Annotated in this window: 11 protein-coding genes and 1 pseudogene; 4 read left to right on the plus strand and 8 right to left on the minus strand. The window is 68.1% G+C overall.

Annotated features, from left to right (window positions below; genetic code table 11):
* Nucleotides 1-79: 79 nt before the first annotated feature.
* Nucleotides 80-964: a phenylalanine 4-monooxygenase gene (phhA, locus tag CSW60_RS03125; RefSeq protein ID WP_099535870.1), complete on the plus strand. Its 885-nt coding sequence runs from the start codon at nt 80-82 to the stop codon at nt 962-964.
* On the opposite strand, the gene CSW60_RS03130 is transcribed toward phhA, so the two are convergent.
* The gene (locus CSW60_RS03130) at nt 919-2,130 is read right to left on the minus strand and encodes an acyltransferase family protein (protein WP_099535871.1); all 1,212 of its coding nucleotides are present in this window, start codon (nt 2,128-2,130) and stop codon (nt 919-921) included. The genes phhA and CSW60_RS03130 overlap by 46 nt on opposite strands.
* A gap of 566 nt (nt 2,131-2,696) precedes the next feature.
* Here CSW60_RS03130 and CSW60_RS23820 point away from each other — a divergent pair.
* Nucleotides 2,697-2,930, plus strand: a pseudogene (locus CSW60_RS23820) (LytTR family transcriptional regulator DNA-binding domain-containing protein); the annotation flags it as partial.
* 129 nt (nt 2,931-3,059) lie between these two features.
* Here CSW60_RS23820 and CSW60_RS03140 read toward each other — a convergent pair.
* The 7 genes from CSW60_RS03140 to CSW60_RS03170 form a co-directional block, all read right to left on the minus strand.
* Nucleotides 3,060-3,557: a GNAT family N-acetyltransferase gene (locus CSW60_RS03140; RefSeq protein ID WP_099535872.1), complete on the minus strand. Its 498-nt coding sequence runs from the start codon at nt 3,555-3,557 to the stop codon at nt 3,060-3,062.
* Entirely contained in the window at nt 3,554-4,894 is a 1,341-nt protein-coding gene (gene astB / locus CSW60_RS03145) for an N-succinylarginine dihydrolase (protein WP_099535873.1), read from the minus strand. The genes CSW60_RS03140 and astB overlap by 4 nt, the downstream gene beginning before the upstream one ends.
* Nucleotides 4,891-6,342 (minus strand): succinylglutamate-semialdehyde dehydrogenase, encoded by a 1,452-nt coding sequence (gene astD, locus CSW60_RS03150; RefSeq protein ID WP_099535874.1) that lies wholly within the window; start codon nt 6,340-6,342, stop codon nt 4,891-4,893. The genes astB and astD overlap by 4 nt, the downstream gene beginning before the upstream one ends.
* Nucleotides 6,339-7,343, minus strand: coding sequence for an arginine N-succinyltransferase (locus CSW60_RS03155; protein WP_099535875.1), 1,005 nt, complete (start codon nt 7,341-7,343; stop codon nt 6,339-6,341). The genes astD and CSW60_RS03155 overlap by 4 nt, the downstream gene beginning before the upstream one ends.
* Nucleotides 7,344-8,600 (minus strand): hydrolase, encoded by a 1,257-nt coding sequence (locus CSW60_RS03160; RefSeq protein ID WP_099535876.1) that lies wholly within the window; start codon nt 8,598-8,600, stop codon nt 7,344-7,346.
* 154 nt (nt 8,601-8,754) lie between these two features.
* Nucleotides 8,755-12,924, minus strand: coding sequence for a translocation/assembly module TamB domain-containing protein (locus tag CSW60_RS03165; protein ID WP_201723028.1), 4,170 nt, complete (start codon nt 12,922-12,924; stop codon nt 8,755-8,757).
* A gap of 23 nt (nt 12,925-12,947) precedes the next feature.
* Nucleotides 12,948-14,732: an autotransporter assembly complex family protein gene (locus CSW60_RS03170; RefSeq protein ID WP_099537534.1), complete on the minus strand. Its 1,785-nt coding sequence runs from the start codon at nt 14,730-14,732 to the stop codon at nt 12,948-12,950.
* 274 nt (nt 14,733-15,006) lie between these two features.
* On the opposite strand from CSW60_RS03170, the gene CSW60_RS03175 reads away from it, so the two are divergent.
* Nucleotides 15,007-16,518 carry a circularly permuted type 2 ATP-grasp protein gene (locus CSW60_RS03175; RefSeq protein ID WP_099537535.1) on the plus strand — a complete coding sequence of 504 codons (1,512 nt, stop codon included), beginning with the start codon at nt 15,007-15,009 and terminating at the stop codon, nt 16,516-16,518.
* Nucleotides 16,515-17,462, plus strand: coding sequence for an alpha-E domain-containing protein (locus CSW60_RS03180; RefSeq protein ID WP_099535878.1), 948 nt, complete (start codon nt 16,515-16,517; stop codon nt 17,460-17,462). Before CSW60_RS03175 ends, CSW60_RS03180 begins: the two co-directional genes overlap by 4 nt.
* The last annotated feature ends 6 nt before the right edge of the window (nt 17,463-17,468 follow it).

A 17,468-nucleotide genomic window follows, 5' to 3' on the forward strand; every position in this document is an offset into this window, starting at 1 on the left:
GGCAAACCTGTCCGCGCAACCGCGCGATCGGCGCAAACTCCGAACAGCTTTTGCGAAAATCGGGGCGTAGCGTTCTCGCATGAGCGGAGAAGGCTTCAACAGCGCGCCCCCGCCGGGAGCGAACCAGGATTGGACGATCGATCAGGGCTGGGAGGCCTATTCCCAGGCCGAGCACGACGTCTGGATCACCCTTTACGAGCGCCAGGCCCAGATGCTGCACGGCCGGGTCTGCGACGAATTCCTGCGCGGCCTGGACGCGCTGGACCTGCATCGCGCCGGCATCCCGGACTTTCACCGCATCAACGAGGAGCTCCAGCGCCTGACGGGCTGGAGCGTGGTGGCGGTGCCGGGTTTGGTGCCGGACGACGTGTTCTTCGACCACCTCGCCAACCGCCGCTTCCCGGCCGGCCAGTTCATCCGCAAGCCGCACGAGTTGGACTATCTGCAAGAGCCGGACATCTTCCACGACGTCTTCGGCCACGTGCCGATGCTGACCGACCCCACCTTCGCCGACTACATGCAGGCCTATGGCGAGGGCGGCCGACGGGCCCTTGGCCTGGGACGCCTGTCCAATCTCGCGCGGCTTTACTGGTACACGGTGGAGTTCGGCCTGATGAACACGCCAGCGGGCCTTCGGATCTACGGCGCCGGCATCGTGTCCTCGCGGTCGGAATCGATCTTCGCCCTCGATGACCCCTCCCCCAACCGCATCAGCTTCGAGCTCGAGCGGGTGATGCGTACGCTCTATCGGATCGACGACTTCCAGCAGGTCTATTTCGTGATCGACTCGATCCAGACCCTGCAGGAGGTGACCCTGCGAGACTTCGGCGCGCTCTATGAGCGCCTGGCCGGCGCGAGCCACATCGGCGTCGCCGAGATCATTCCCGGCGACGCCGTGATCACCCGTGGCACCCAAGCCTACGCCAGGGCCGGCGGCCGGCTGGCCAGCGCCTCGGCCGGCTGACCTTTCAGACCGAACAGGATCCGCACGCCGGGGATGCGCCGCACGATCTCGTAGGTCGCGAAGCATCCGGCGAAGGTGGCGACAACCAGGATCGCCCCCTCCAGCCCCTGCGGCAGGCCCAGCTTCGCGAGGTAATGCGCCATGACCACGATCAGGGTCTGATGGACCAGGTAGAACGGAAAGACGCCGAGCGTCAGGTACCGCAGCACTGGTCCGCCGCGCGTCAGGTGCTTGGCCCCGAAGCCCAGGATGGCGACGATCGCGCACCAGGTATCCGTGGCGAACACGAAACGCATGAACTCCACCAGACGGCGCGGCGGGATCGGCGTGTCATTCCGATAGATCCAGACATAGCTCGCCCAGCCGGCCCAGGCCGCGACCGCGAGGCCAAGCGCCGGCCACCGGGCCGCGATCAGGCGCTCGCGCAGCAACTCGGACTTGGCCAGGGCGAAGCCGAGCAGGAACGCGCTGAACGATACGGCGTGGACATAGTGGTCGCCGACCAGGGCATGGGTCTCGCCGAAGCGGATCAGGAACATGCGCGCAGAGCCCAGGAACAGTATTGGCCAGACTAGGAGCCCCCAGCCCTTCAGCACCCGCTCCGCGCCGGCCTGCAGCCGCTCGCCCGCCCTTTTCCAGATCAACAGCATCGCGGCCAGCACCAGCGTGTAGAACAGCAGATAGGCCACGAACCACATGTGGTTCCAGGTTGGGGTGGTCAGGCACTCACCGTCCGCGCCGCACCAGTGGCCGGACGCGGTGACATAGCGGATCCAGAAGTTGTCGACCGACAGCCCGCTGCCCGGATGCGAGGCCATGTACTCGACGACCTGATAGTACGACTGCGGCGGCACGATCACGACCATCGCAAACAGCAGCGGCGGCAGCAGGCGGGCGACCCGCGCGCCGGTCAACTTTCCAACGGTGGTCTTGTCGGCCATGAACCGCGTCGCCGCGCCGGAAACCAGAAACAGTAGGGTCAGCCGCCAGGGATTTGTCAGCAGCATGAAGGGCGTCAGCTCCTCGACAACGTGCGGCGTCTTCACGTGCCATTCCCAGGGCACATAGAACATGCCGGTGTGGTAGAGGATCAGCAGGAAGAAAGCGCCGACCCGAATCCAGTCCAGGTCGTAGCGTCGGTCGATCGAAGAGACGGTCGTGGTCATGAGCGAGGTCCGGCTTGAACAGCGATGCCCATGACCTGCAGCGCCCCGCCTCGAAGGGCCAAGCGCCTCGGGATCAGCGGCCGTCAGCGGGGATGACCGGCGAAGCTTCCGGGACAAGCAGCGGTCTTTTCGGGATGAGCGGCGACGAACGTCTCTGGCTGACTCGTGCTTACGCTCTCTGCGCCAGCCTGTTTATCGCCATCTGCCTGGTGAACATCCTGACGGTGCAGCACGACGCGCCAAGTCTGGGGCCCATCAGGCCAGCGATCTGGGAGCTCAGCAGCGCCCTCGTCCATCTGGTGATCACCGCCATTCCCGCAGCCATGGCGGTCTGGATGACGCTAGCCAAGCCGCCATGGCGGATCGCCGCGCCCGTCCACATTGTCGCCGTTCTCGTCTATTCGGCGATCCACGTCGCCGCCTTCGTCGCCCTGCGAAAAATCGCGCACGCTGTCCTGCTGCACGAGGCCTATCGCTTTGGCCCGCTGCCCAGCGAGTTTCTCTACGAATTCCGCAAGGACATGCTCTCCTACGCGGCGGCCACGATCATCTGCTGGCTGGCGTTGATGCGCGGCGCGCAGAAGTCCTCCGAACACGCTGTAGCGACGCAGGCGGTCTACGACATCCAGGACGGCGCGCGCCTGATCCGTGTTCCGGTCGCCGAGATCGTCGCGGTTCGCTCCGCCGGCAACTATGTCGAGTTCATCCTGGAAGACGGACGCCGGCCGCTGACGCGCTCATCCCTGGGCGCCGCGCTGGAGAGTCTCTCTCGCCACGGCTTCGTGCGCACCCACAAATCCTGGCTGGTCAACAAGGCTCGCGTCACCGGTCTGAAGCCCGAAGGCTCTGGGAGACTACGCCGTCGAACTGGGCGATCTGGAAGCGCCGCTTTCCCGTCGGTTCCCAGAGGCCCTAGCGGCCTTGCGCGGCTAGACCAGCAGCATCCCCATCAGGATGTCGTCCTCGAAGCGGCCGTCCGGCAACCGCCCGCGCGCGACCTGCCGCCCCTCGTGCTGGAAGCCCAGCCGCTCATAGAGCCGGATCGCGCCCGGATTGCCGGCGCCCGCCGCGAGCTCGATGCGCAGGATCGGCGGCGCCTGCTCCCTGGCCCAGACAATCAAGGCTTCGAACAGCTTCGAGCCGATCCCCTGCCCTTGACGCCGTGGATGAACCGCCACCGTCAGGCTTCCCAGAACGTGCGCGAACAGCGCCACCGTCTCGCGCTTGGCGTGGATCTCTCCGCAGACGAGGCCGTCAACGTCGACCGCCACAAGACAGATGTCGCTCTTGATCGCGCCGTCCGCGTAGGCGGGCGTCACCTCCTCCGGCGCCCGCGCAAGCGCGCCAGGCGTCACGGCCGCGGCCTTGTGCAGGGCGACAATGGCGTCTCTGTCCGCGAACGTCGCGGCGCGAATGGTGATGCTCAAGCGGTCCTCTGGAACGGATAGAAGTCGCCGCCCAGTTCCAGGATCTGGGTCAATTCGTCCAGCGCCTCTCGGCTCTCGGTCAACAGCAGCGGATCGGCGAGATCGGCCGGCGCCAAGCTGTCGCGATAACGGCGCTCCACCCAGTCGGCCAAGGTCGTGTGCAGGCCAGGCGTGAACCGCTGCGCCGGATTGGCGGCCTCAAGCTCCTCATCGGTCAGCACCACTCGCAGGCGCAGGCAGGCGGGCCCGCCCCCGTTTCGCATGCTCTGGCGGACGTCGACATACTCCACGCGCCCGATCGGACCGTTTGACGAGGCCAATCCCTCCGCGACCGCGTAGGCGCGCGGGTTGTCACGGGTCTCGGCCGGGGCGAGCAGCAGCAGGCGATCCTCGCCCGGGACGACCAGCAGCTGCGAATTGAACAGATAGCTGGCGACGAGGTCGGCCATCGGCAGGTCGGTCTCGGAGATCTCGACAAAGGCCGGTTCGAACAGTCCATCAGCGGCGGCGCGCACCTCGCGCTCCATCACCGCGCGATCCTCGAAGGCCCGTTCGTGGAAGAACAGGCACTCGCGCGTGCCGACACAGACCACGTCGTTGTGGAAGGCCCCGCCCGCTATCGCCGCCTTGGCCTGGCGTGGAAAGACCGCGCGCGCGGCGCCATGGCGACGCTGGATCGCCTCGAACGCCTCGCGGGTCTGGCGGGCCGGGAAACGCCCCTCCCAGTGCTCCCAGGCCTCGCGCCCCCAGACGAACAGATTGACGCCCGGCGCACCCTGCTCGGCGCAAAGCCGCACATGGTTGGCCGCGCCCTCGTCAGCGAAGTGCGGCTGGGCCGGCAGAGGGTCGTGGACGGCGAAGCGCCGCCCATCCGGAAACAGCCGACGCAGGGCGCGCGCGGTCTGCTTCCCTTCGAGGCTGCGATGCAGGTTGGTCAGCAGATTGGCCGGCGTGAAGTGGACCCGGCCATCGGCGGCGTCGGCGCTGGGCGTCACCGTCGCGGCGTTGGCGGCCCACATCGACGAGGCCGAGCAGGCCGCCGCGGCCAAGGCCGGCGCGACCTTCCAGGCGGCTTCGAGCACGATCTCGTCCGCGCCCGAAAAGCCGATGGATTTCAAAAATCTTGTCGCCGGGCGCTCATGCGGCGCGAAAACGAACTGAGGCAGGCCAAGGTCGTAGAGCCGCCGCATCTTGGCCAGCCCCTCTAGCGCCGCCGCGCGCGGGTTCGAGACCTCGCCGGCGTTGCGGGTGCTGGCCAGATTACCCGGCGAGAGACCGACATAGGAATGGGTCGGTCCGACCAAGCCGTCGCAATTCGCCTCGACGGCGGAGATCATGGCCGCAAGCCTTTGATGTCCTTGAGCGTATCGGTAACCGCCTCGGCCTCGAAACTGGCGACCGGATAGGCGCAGTAGTCGGCGGCGTAGTAGGCGCTGGGGCGATGGTTTCCGGACGCGCCGAGCCCGCCGAACGGCATGGAGCCGGCGGCGCCGGTCGTCGGGCGGTTCCAGTTCACGACGCCGGCCCGGATGTGGCTTAGGAAAGCCTCCCAGCGCGTTGACTCATTTGAGATAAGCCCCGCTGATAGGCCGTAGCGCGTGGCGTTGGCGGCTTTAAGCGCGTCATCGAAACTGGCCACGCGGCGCACCTGCAGCCAGGGCGCGAACAGTTCCTCATCGGGGATGTCGGCGCCAGTCACGTCCACCAAACCCGGCGTGACGAAGGCTTCGCCGAGACCCGACACCGAACCTAGAGCACGGATCTTGTCGCCGGGCATGGCCTCAGCCGTCGCGCGGGCGGCCTTGGCCGCGCGGGCCGAAATCAGAGGCCCCATGAAGGGCTCGCCCTCGCCGTTCCACGGCCCGACCGTTAGGCGGTCGGCTAGCGCCGTCGTCGCCTCGATCACGGCCTTGCCGAAGGCGTCGTCCGGCACGATCAGCCGCCGCGCGCACGAACAGCGCTGACCCGTGGTGATGTAGGCCGACTGCACGACCAGGGCCGCGACCGCCTCGGCGTCGTCGACGTCCCAGACCACCAGCGGATTGTTTCCGCCCAGCTCCAGCGCCAGGATTACGTCCGGACGATCGGCGAAGTGGCGACGGAAGAAGGCTCCGGCCGCGGCCGAGCCCGTGAACAACAGACCGTCGATCTCCTGGTCGATCAGCGCCTGGCCGGCCTCGCGACCGCCTTGCACCAGGTTGACGACGCCCGCCGGAACCCCGGCCGCCTCCAGCGCCTCGACCATCAGCTGGCCAGCCAGCGGCGTTTCCTCGGACGGCTTGAACACCACCGTGTCGCCAGCCAGCAGCGCCGGCACGATGTGGCCGTTGGGCAGGTGACCCGGGAAGTTGAACGGACCCAGCACCGCCATCACGCCATGCGCCCGATGGCGCAGAACAGCGCGGCCGAACGGCATGGCGTTTTCCGTGACGCCCGTCCGCTCGTCATAGGCCTTGATCGACAGATCGACCTTGCCGGCCATCGAACCCAGCTCGGCCTTGGTCTCCCAAAGCGCCTTGCCCGTCTCGCGGCTCAGGGCCTCGGCATAGGCGGCCGTGCGCTCGACGAGGATGTCTTTGTACCGGCGCAGGATCGCGATCCGTTCGTCGCGCGGGCGATCAGCCCAGCCACGGAACGCTCGTCGGGCCGCCTGCACGGCCAGCGCGACGTCCGCCTGGCTCGCGGTCGCGCCCCGCCAAACAGCCTCCCCCGTGGCGGGGTCGGTCGAGACCAACTCCGGACCTTCACCGGAGCGCCACTTGCCGTCGATGAACAGTCCGCTCATGCCTTCACCCGCACCACTTCGCCTTCGCAGACGCCAAGCGCATCCAGCGCCTCGCGCCCTAGAATGGCCGTCTCGCCATCGATCAGCACCGGCGCGCGGATCGCGCGGAACCGCGAGACCTCGCCGGTCGAAATCAGCGCCTCTTCGCCGAAAGCGTCCTCGCCCAACTTGACCCGCAGCCGCTTGGAGTCGCGCACCGTCCGGATGTCGTCGCGTGGGCAAGCCACGGTGGGGCCGGCGTCGAACAGATCGACCAGACCCTGATAGCGGAAGCCTTCGCGCTCCAGCATGGCCCGGGCCGCCTCGCCATCGCGGTGGACGCGGCCGATGACGTCCCGCGCCTCCTCGGGCAGGAGTTCCGTGTAGATCGGGTGACGCGGCGCTAGGTCCAGGATGAATTGGCCGTCGGTCGAGGCGCTCATCAGGTCGGCCTGGTCGAAGTCCAGCCGGAAGAACTTGTGTGAGACGTGCTCCCAGAATGGACAACGGCCATCCTCGTCGAACCATCCCCGCAGCTCGGCCAGAACCATCTCGGCGAAGCGCTGCGGTTCGATGCCGATCAGCATGTAGCGCGATTGAGCGAGCAGCCGCCCCGCCCCGCCCTTGCGTTTCTCGGGCCGCAGGAACAGCGAGCCGACCTCGGACCAGCCCGCGCATTCATTCACAAGCACCAAGGCCTTGTGGTCGAACCGCATCTCCAGCGTCGGCGACGACTGGGCCAGGGTCACGACGCGGAACGAAAAGAACGGCCGCTTCACGCCGACGCCGGCCTTCACCCCCGCGACGCCTTCGACGGAGCCCGTGTCGAGGTCTTCCAGCATGAGCGTGTACCAGGCCTCGGGCGGCGCGACGCCAGCCTGGAAGCTGGCCTCGGATAGCGCCAAGCGCGCGCGAAGGGTCGGCTCGTCCTCGGGCAGGCTAGTGAAGCCGCGACCGGACAGCTCGGCCAATTCCATGAGGGCGTCGAAGTCGGCGGACACTGCGGGGCGAACAACGAGCATTCAGTGGGTCTCCCCCAGGGTGTCCATGGCCGCCCGGATCGCGCGGGCGTCGATCGCGCCGGTCGCCAGTTTCATCAGGATCAGGGCCGAGAGCTGGGCGCGCTCGACGAAACTCTCGGGCCAAGCGTGTTCGGCCTCGCTGTGGATATCGCCGCCGCGCACGCCCAAGGTGTCGACGTTCGGAAGGCCCGAGGCGAACAGATTGTTGCCCTCACAGACGCCGCCAGAAGGCTTCCAGGCGATCTCCTGGCCGAGCAGCGCGCCGACATCCTTAACCGCTCCGAACAGCCGCTGCTGAGCGGCGTTGAAGGGTTTGGCGCCGCGCGTGATCCCGCCGTGCAGATGGGCGTGCAAGTCATCCCCGACCGTCGCCACGATCCGCGCGACCTCGCCTTCGAACCAAGCGGCGGCGGCGGCCTCGGGAAAACGGACATTGAAGCGAACGACCGCCACGTCCGGCACCATGTTCAGCGGCGCGCCGCCATCGATGCGGGCGACGTTGACGGTGACGCCGTCGCGCTGGCCGTTCAGGCCATGGAGGGCCTCGGCGATCCGCGCCGCGCCGATCACCGCGTTGCGTCCGGCGGCGAAGTCGCGCCCAGCGTGGGCCGCGCGACCGTGAACCACGATGTGGAAATTGCCCGAGCCCTTGCGCGCCGAAGCCAGAGCCCCGTCCGCCAAGGCCGGCTCGTAGGTCAAGCCGACATGACCGCTTCGGGCGAAATCGGCGAGCACGGGGGCAGAGGCGATCGAGCCGATCTCCTCGTCCGGCGACAGCAGCACGCGATAGCCGAGGTGGGCGGCCGCAGGGTGACGCTCGAACGCCTCCAAGGCCGCCAGCATCACGGAAATCCCGCCCTTCATGTCCGCGATGCCGGGGCCATGCAGCGCGCCATCCGGGCGCGTACGAACACGCTGGAAGGCGCTCGTTTCCGGGTAGACCGTGTCGTAGTGACCGGTCAGGACGACCTGAACCGGCGCCTCGGGACGCACGATCACAGCCAACGATGGCGGATGGGATAGCTCGGTCTCGCGGCCGTCGGCGGCGACCTCGCGCGACGGCGTCAGCGGAATGTCGACCGGCGCCGCGGGCAGGCCGGCGGCGGCGTCGAGCAAGACCTGCCTCTGACGCTCCAGCCCCGCTAGGTGGCGACTTCCAGAGTTGATCGCACACCAGTCCACGGCGCGATCGACGATCTGGCCGCCAGCCTGCGCGATATGGTCCAGGACCGCACGGTCTTCTGACTTGAGACGCATCAATAGCCTGTTCCTCCCTCAGTCACGATAACCAAGGGCCGCGGGCAAATCGTGCTTACCTCAAGCGAGGTAACCGAGGGCCCGCGCAACAGCCTTGCCAGAGCTCACCTATTTCGAACCGAGTTCGCGGCATCGCGCAACCCCCACGACGGCTTCAGTAGTCCTTTCGCCAACGCACCGAGAGCTTGGCGTCGTTCTGGCTGCCGATGCGGGAAACCAGCGAGAGCGTGCGCCGAATACGCCACTCGACCTGGGCGGCGGGGCCTTCGCGACCACCGCCGATGATCTCGAGATAGACGTCGTCGGTCAGGTACTTTCCACCGGCCACGGTCATGCCCGTCGCGCTCTCGGCGAAGGCCAGGCGATCGAGCCGCGCGAAACTGCGCAGGTTGCCGATCACGTCGAAGCCGCCCCCGCCCGCCAGCGACGCCAGGGCCGAGGCCAACTGAGCGGCCTCGATGGGCGATAGCTGGGCGGCGGACGAGCCGAACAACACCTGGCTGAGCACCTCGTCGCTGGGGAGCTCGGGCTTCGAGGTCAGGGTGATCTCGGGCTTGGCGGCGGTGCCCTGGATTTTGACCACGGCGGTCAGCGACGTGTCTTCCCGCGTCGCCGAAAGGTCGAGACGAATGCGGTCGAGCTGGCTGGACAGGTAGACCGCTCCGTTCTCGTCGAACTCGAAGCGCTTGCCGGCGAAGTCGTATTCGCCCCGCACGACGCGCGCGACGCCGCTCAGCGCCGGGGCCAGCGAGGTGCCGCCGACATGGGCGTTCAGCGACAGCTCGACATCCAACCCACGCCCGCGGACGAAGACCCGGCGTGGCGCCTTGAGGTCGAGGTCCAGGATCATGCCCCCCGTTGTCGGGCGTCGCTGCAGGCCCTGATCCAGGTCCAACGGCCGATTGCGCTCGACGACATCCATCGCGACGACGCCGGCCGGCGTCTTGGTCTGCGCCGAGACGTCGGCGCGATCCAGGGTCACCGCCCCGGACAGCTTGATTTTGCCGTCGGCCGAGCGGTTCACGGTCGCCGAGCCCGTCGCCACGGCGGAGGCCAGATCGTTGTCGATCAGCCGGAAGTTCTTCATGTCCAGCTTGAAGCTGCCCACGCCATCGCGCGCGAGACTGATCCGCCCCGCGCCGGAGATCGAACCGCCCTGTCCGTCCTCGCCGATCGCCTGCAGCACGTCGATGGCGTTGTCGGCCATCGACGAGCGCAGCGTCACGTTGCGCAGGCGAAGACCAGTCTGCCCGTCCTCGAAGCCGCCGTTGTCCAAGGTGGCCGTGCCGAGCAGGCGCGGGTCGGCCAGGGTGCCGCCCAGACTGGCCTGCAGATTGATTCGCCCCGAGAGAGAGCGATCCGCGCCCATCAACAGGTTCCACAGCGGCTTGATCTCGCCCTGGGCGGAGAAGCGCCCCTGCACGCCGCGCTTCTTGTTGATCATCAGCCGCAACGGCTGGGCCGAAGCCTCGACTGGCAGGACCAGATTGGCCTCGGCTTTCAGCCCTTGGCGGTTGTCGCCGTCGGCGACGATGGTCAGTTGGCTGTCGGTCAGATCGCCGTGGATCTTGGCGTCCAGCGACTGCTCGACCTTGGCCCCGCGCTCGCGGGCGTTGGAGAGGCGCATGGTGAAGTCGCCGCCCAGCGTCTCGCCCTGACCGCGCAGGTTGAATGCCCCATCGATGTCGCCGTCCAGATCCGGGTTGAAGGCCGTCAGGGTCACACCCGCCAGTTCCGCCTTCAGCAAGGCGGTGGCTCCGCCGAGATCGGCGTCGATATCGGCCCGTCCCTTGTCGATGGCCAACCGTAGGCGCGCCTGGGTAGGGCCGTCACCGAACCTCAGCCTGGCCGGCTCGTTGGTCTTGATCTCCGTGCGGCCCAGACGGCCGGCCGCGTTCAGCGTAAGGTCGTAAGCGCGGCCGCTCTGGGCCAGCTCACCCGATCCGCCCAGCCGCCAACGGCCGTTGGGCGCGTCGCCCCGCGCGTCGATCGAGAGCGGCAGGCGCGAGAGCGGGCCGTCGGCCTTGATCGCGGCGCTCCGCACCTTCCAGCCGCCGAAGCTGATCTCCTGGGCGGTGAGGTTGAGGCTGGCGCTGGCCGTTCCGCCGCCGGGCGCGTCGATGAGACGCGCGGAACCCTTGACCTGCCCCTGAGGGATGAAAGCCCCGGGACCAATGGCGACGGTCAGGTCCGCCGTCGCCGGCAAGCCGTCGCGCAAAGACATCGCGCCCTTCGCCTTCGCCCCGCCCGCATCAACGTCGAGATCGCTGAGCTCAATCCCGCCAGGCGAGAAGCGGAAACCGGTCCGGCCGCGCGCTGGTCCATAGGCGCTCTGGGCTTGCAGCGCCGCCGTTCCGTCGGTGGCGTTCGCGCCGCGCGCGAAGACGACGGTCAGGCGCGCCTTGGTCAGGGGCAGGCTGGGCAGATCGATGGAGTCGAAGTCGGCGTTCAGCTCGGCGCGCGGCGCGGACAGAACGCCACCGATCTTGCCGTCGCCGCTGGCCTTGCCGGCGATCTCGACGGGGCCGGCGCGGAACGGTCCCGTGGCGGTCCAGTCCAGGCCGAAGTCGAGCGACAGCCCCTTCCCGAGCTTGCCGGAGGTCTTGGCGTTGGCGGCCGCGCCCTCAAGCCGCGCCTCGGCGACCGTCAGCACGCCCTCATTCCAACTGGCCTTGCCGTCCAGGCGCGGCGTTGCGCCCAGCAGGCGGTCGATCTCAGCGTAACCGGTCGCGAAGTTGGCCGCGCGGCTGTCGACCGTGAAGGCCCACGGCCGACCGGCGAAGCTGGAGGCGGACCACTTGGCGGTGACCGAGCCCTTGGCCCCAGGCCGCACCGGGCTCAGGCTAGCGACCTTCATCTCGCCGTCGAACGACAGGCCGCCCAGCACGCCGCGCTCGCCGGTTCCCGTCACGATCAGGTTCGGCGCATCGATGCGGGCCGAACGGATCAGGAAGCGGCCGCCCTTGATCCGCGCGCCTTCGAACGTCGCCTTGGGGCTCGCGCCCAGTACGGCGAGAAGTCCCGTTCCCCCACCGCCCGAAGACGTGGCCTGGGCCTTGATCTCCAGTTCGCCCTTGGCCCATCGCACCAGCGCCGGCCCCTTGGCGCGTTTCAAATGGTAGCCCAGCAGCTCCAGGTCGGCGACGTCGGCGGTCCCCTCGACCGAGAAGCCGCCCTTTTCCAGTCGGAACACCCCATCAGCCAGTCCCTGTCCCATCTGGGGGATCGACACGATGCGTTTGAGAGAACCGATACGGGCGGTGAAGGCGAGACCGTCCGGGCCCGTGCGGCGCTTGGCGAGGTCCGCGAGGCCGCGCGCCTGCAGCGTCAGGTTTTCAGCGCGGACGTCCAGCGTCAGGGCCGACAACCCGTCGGCGGTCGCCTTTTTCCCGTCGATCGTGAAGTTGGCCTGCGCACCGAACATCCGCTCTAGCCGCTGGGTCCAGCGGGAGGCGCCGAGGTCCAGCCGACCACGCGCCGAGCCGCCCTGAGGGGTCCAGGCTCCGCTGGCTTCCAGAGGCGTGTCAGCGCCCGACTTGGCCAGGATATTGAAGGCCGCCTGGCTGACGGTCCCGTCGGCCTTGGCCTTCAGGTCGAACGAGCGATCAGCGGGCAACCCCAACGCGCCAGCGATGGCGCCGCCGTTGGCCTCAAGGGCGTCGGCCGAAAGGTGCAGACTCTTGGAGCGTCCGAGATCGAAATCGAAGGTCAGGTGATCGCCGGCATGCAGCCGGGAGGCCACCCCCAGCTTGCCTTTCTGGCCGCCGCGTCGGGCCATCTCGTATTCGCCCGTGACGTCAAAGTCTCCGTCGCGGCCGCTGAAGGCCGGTCTCGTCACGAGACGGAAGGCGAAGGCGTCCAGATCCACCGACACCGGCGCGGCGCTGGACTTGCCCTTAGGGCCCATGGTCGGGCGACGCAGGACGATCACGTCACGGGCGTCGATACGCTCGGCGTGGAAGCGGCGACCGAACAGTTCGGTGGCGCGCCAGGCGACGCGCAGATCGTGGGCCTCCAGCCAGACGCCCTGCTCATCCGAAATGGTCAGGCGACGGACGCCGAAGTCCTTCCAGATGTCGCCGGACAGGCCCTCGATATGAAGCTTGCCGATCCGCCCCAGCTTCAGGCCTGAGGCGCGCGCCTCCAGGAACATTCGGCCCTGCGGCGTGATCGGCGCCAGCCGCAGGCCGCCAGCCATGACGACCAATATGGCGGCCAGGATCGCCGCGGCGATCAGGACCGCGCCGCCCCAGCCGATCTTCTTGGCGGCCTTGACGGCGGTCTCGCTCGCGACCTCCGCGGCCTGGGCGACCGTCTCCGCCAGATCAGGCTTGTCCTGTTCGCCGCTCAAAAGCTTTGCCCGATGCTGAGATAGACCTGGAACGCAGGGTCGCCCGCGCGCCGGCCGAGCGGAACCGCGACATCGGCGCGAATGGGGCCAAAGCCGAGATCATAGCGCACGCCAAAGCCCGCGCCGGCCCGGAAGTCCTCGCGCTGGGGCGTCTCGTGCGTGCCGATGGCGCCGGCGTCGACAAAGGCGACGCCACTCCAGTGCCCCGTGATCTTCTGCCGAAGCTCGAACGAGGTCTCGACCAACGACACGCCGCCCTGAGGCGTATTGTCGGTCAGGCGCGGCCCGATCGCCTGATAGGCGTAGCCGCGCACCGAGCCGCCGCCGCCTGCGTAGAAGCGCCTCGCGGCTGGAACCTCAGGAATGCCGCCGCCGACGATCGCCCCGAGCTTCAAGCGACCAGCCAGGACCGTGCTCGCCCCCTTGCCGAACGGCAGGTAGGCCGTGCCCTGGGTGGTCAGTTTGAGGTACGGCAAGGAGGTGTCGCCCAACACGTAGGTCGGCTCGCCCCGCGCCTCGAGCCGCCAGCCGCGCTTGGGATCCAGGATATTGTCTGAGAAGTCCCAGGCGTAGGCGGCAAGCCCCGCCACCGTCGCCAGGTTCAGCTTGCGGCCGGCCACCGAGCCGTTCTTGCTGACCTGCTCCTTGGTCTGCGAGAGGTCCAACGAAACGCCAAACGTCCGGTAAGCCGTCGTCTGCCGCCGCTTGGTCAAATCCACGCCAACGCGCCCGCCGGTTTCGTTGTAGGCGTCAGTGTCATTGCGGAAGAGAGAGCTGCTCAGCTTCAGGGTCTGTTGCGGCCGCCGCCAGTGAGGCAACGAGATCTCCGCCCCGACGCTCTGCTCCAGCTTGGCGAAGCGAAGGGCATAGGTGGTCGTATCGGCGCGCTTCAGCCGATTGTAACGGATCAGCTTGGCGTCGACGCCGGCGCCTTCGCTGGTCGAGTAGCCCGCGCCCAGTTCCACCGTCCGCGCGCGGCGATCGGAGAGCGTGACAACCACGGGCCGGAAACCTTCAGCGGTGGCCTTGTCCGCGCCGGCCAGCGAGACCGAGATCGAGTCGTAGACGCTGGTGTCGCGCAAACGGCGCTCAAGCTCGGCCACATCCTCGGGATCGTAGACGTCGCCCGCCGCCCACGGGGCGAGCCGCCCCACCCAGGCTGGGTTGGTGCGTCCCTTGGTGATCACCTCGACGCCGTCGAGGTGGACGAGTTCGCCGGCGGCGATCTTGAACGACGGTCTGACGGTATGGTCGGCGTGGTCGACAATCACCTCACGCGGCTGGGCCTCGGCGTCGGCATAGCCGAGCTTGGCCACCTGCGCGACGACGCGGCCCTCGGCGCCGACGACATCGGCCGAGCGTCCCGGATCGCCCTCGGTCAGGCGCATGGCGGCGGCGGCGCGTTGCCGCGTGCCTTCGTCCGGCGGGTCGCCCGACCAGTCGATCTTGGGCTCGGCGATCACGAAGACTGGCCCGGGCGTGACCTTGACCACGGCTCGGGGCGGCTCGCCCTCAAGAACGTCGGGCTCGACGGTATAGGCGTAATAGCCTTCGGCGCGGAGAACGGCGATCACGTCCTCGCCGGCCTGGCGGGCGCGGCGACGCGCCTCGGCGCGGCTCTGGGCGGGATGCTTGGATTGCGTGAGGGCGCGCTGAATCGCCTCGCGGAGAGCCTTGTCTTCGACGCCCTGGATCTGAGCCATCGGTTCGTCGGCCCAGGCCGACGAGGCCAAGAGCCAGGCCATTGTCGTCAAAGCCAGGGAAGTTCGCCCAAGCACCAGTTCTCGTTCCCCGCGCGATGCGCCCCCGCCCCCTGCTGTAGTCTCGGGTAGCGCCCATGTCACGATCCGAAATGCACCGGATTGTCCGCGATCGCCGCTTCTCAAAGCGGCCAACCGGCGCCCAAATGCTAGGCAGTCGTGTGCAAAGGCGCGGCGCGGGTCGAATCCCTCGACCTTCGTCGCCGCCACGCTTTAGAGTCGATTGGCGAGGCGTCTCGACGCCGCGTCCAAGACGAAGACGGTCTCAAGGCGGAAGATGGGCCTGGAAAAGAGCATGGCGGGGATGACCCAGACCTTGGCGGAAGCCCCACCCCTGCCAATGACGGAGGCCGCCTATCTCCCAGGCGTCGCCTACGACGAGATGTTCACGCCCGAAGGCGACGTGCGGCCGCACTACGATCCGCTGCATGCCCGCATGTCGACGCTCGGGGCCGAGGAACTGGCGGGTCGCCAGCGCACGCTTGAGCGATCCTTCCTGCTGCAGGGCATCACCTTCACCGTTTATGGCGCCGAGAACACCACCGAGCGGATCATCCCGACCGACCTCTTCCCGCGCATCATACCGGCCGCCGAATGGGCTCGCATCGAGGCGGGCCTGACCCAGCGTCTTCGCGCGCTGAACCTGTTCCTCGACGACATCTACGGCGACCAGCAGATCCTGATGGACGGGGTGGTGCCGCGCGAGCTGGTGCTGGGCGCGCCCTCGTACCGCCGCGAGATGCAGCACCTCTATGTGCCGCATAAGGCCTACGCCAACGTCTGCGGGAGCGACCTGATCCGCTGCCAGGACGGGCAGTTCGCGGTGCTGGAGGACAATCTGCGCGTCCCGTCCGGCGTCTCCTACATGTTGGCCAATCGCGACGCGGCCAAGCGGACCTTCCCCGGCACCTATCGCGCCGCCGGCGTCCGTCCGGTCGAGCGCTATCCCGACCTGCTGCTCGCCACGCTGAAGAGCATGACCGCCGACTGGCGTTCGAACCCGCAGGTCGTGGTGCTAACCCCCGGCGTCTACAACAGCGCCTACTACGAGCACGCCTATCTCGCGCGCCTGATGGGCGTGCCGCTGGTCGAGGGCCGAGACCTCGTGGTGCATGAGAACATGGTCTACATGCGCACCACGACGGGCCTCCGCCGCGTGGACGTGATCTATCGCCGGGTCGACGACGACTTCATTGATCCCCTGACCTTCCGGCGGGACTCCTCGCTGGGCGCCGCCGGATTGTTCAACGCCTACCGAGCCGGCAACGTCGTGATCTGCAACGCGCCGGGCACCGGCGTCGCCGACGACAAGGCCGTGTACGCCTACGTCCCTGACATCATCCGCTACTATCTGGGCGAGGACGCCATCCTGCCCAATATCGAGACCTATCTCTGCCGCGAGCAGCGCCAGCTGAACCACGTGCTGGCCAATCTGGACAAGCTGGTGGTCAAGGCGGTCGGCGCGTCCGGCGGCTATGGAATGCTGGTGGGACCGCACGCTTCGCAGTCCGAGCGCGAGGCCTTCGCCGAGGCGATCAAGGCCGATCCGGAGAACTACATCGCACAGCCGACGATCCAGCTCTCGACCGCGCCCTGCCTGGTCGACGGCCGGATCGAGCCGCGGCACGTCGACCTGCGTCCCTTCATCCTCTCGGGCGAGAAGACGATCGTCACGCCCGGCGCCCTCACCCGCGTCGCGCTGAAGCGCGGCTCGCTGGTCGTCAATTCCAGCCAGGGCGGCGGCTCCAAGGACACCTGGGTCCTCGCCGAGGAACATGGCCCAGGCAATGGGAGCGTCCGCCCATGATGCTGGCACGGGTCGCCGACAGCCTCTACTGGCTGGGCCGATACATCGAACGCGCCGAACACCTTTCGCGTCTGTCCAGCGTCATGCTCAACGCCACGCTGGACCAGACCGACGCCGGCGCCCACGCGGTCTGGATCGCCATGGCTGCGGTCGGAGAGCCGGGCGACGGCGCGGGCGTCGCCTCGTTCGAAGCGGCCCAGAAGCTGGTCTTGGATCGCCAGGACCAGAACTCCGTCGTCTCGTCCCTGGCCCGCGCCCGCGAGAACGCCCGTCAGGTGCGCGACCAGATCACGACCGAGACCTGGGAGCGGCTGAACCTGCTCTATCTGAAGGTCACCGACCCGCGCGCGGCCAAGGAGTTCTCGGACAGCTCGTCGACCTTCCTGCACGACGTGATCGCCGACCTGCATCTGTTCAAGGGCGCGGCTGACACCACCATGAGCCACGGCGAGAGCTGGCGGTTCATGATGCTGGGCATCTACATGGAGCGCGCCCAGCTGGTCTCGCGCCTGCTGGAGGTCTGCTTCGCCGACTCCCCGCGCCATGGGCGGCTTGACGACCACGTGGCCCTGGTCAGCGTGCTGCGCATGGCCTGCGCGCTGGAGCCGTATCTGCGGGTCTACACCGCCGAGATCGAGCCCCGGCATATCTTGGAGTTCCTGGTCTTCGACGAAGACTTCCCGCGCTCGATCCGCTTCGCCACGGCCCAGATCGAGCAGCACCTGACCGCCCTCACCCGCAGCGTCTCCGCTGGCGAGCGCGCCGGGCCGGAACGTCTGGCGGGCCGTCTGAAGGCGCGCCTCCAGTATGCCGATGTCGACGAACTGAAGGCTCTCGGCGCCGGACCGCTGCTGACGACCGTCGTCAACGAGTGCGCCCGCATCCACGAAGCGATCTACGAGACGTTCGTGGCCTATCCGCTCGAAATGCGCCTGCCGGCGTAGAGGTTA

This window comes from Caulobacter sp. X, assembly GCF_002742635.1.
In the GTDB taxonomy this organism is placed as follows: Bacteria; Pseudomonadota; Alphaproteobacteria; order Caulobacterales; family Caulobacteraceae; genus Caulobacter.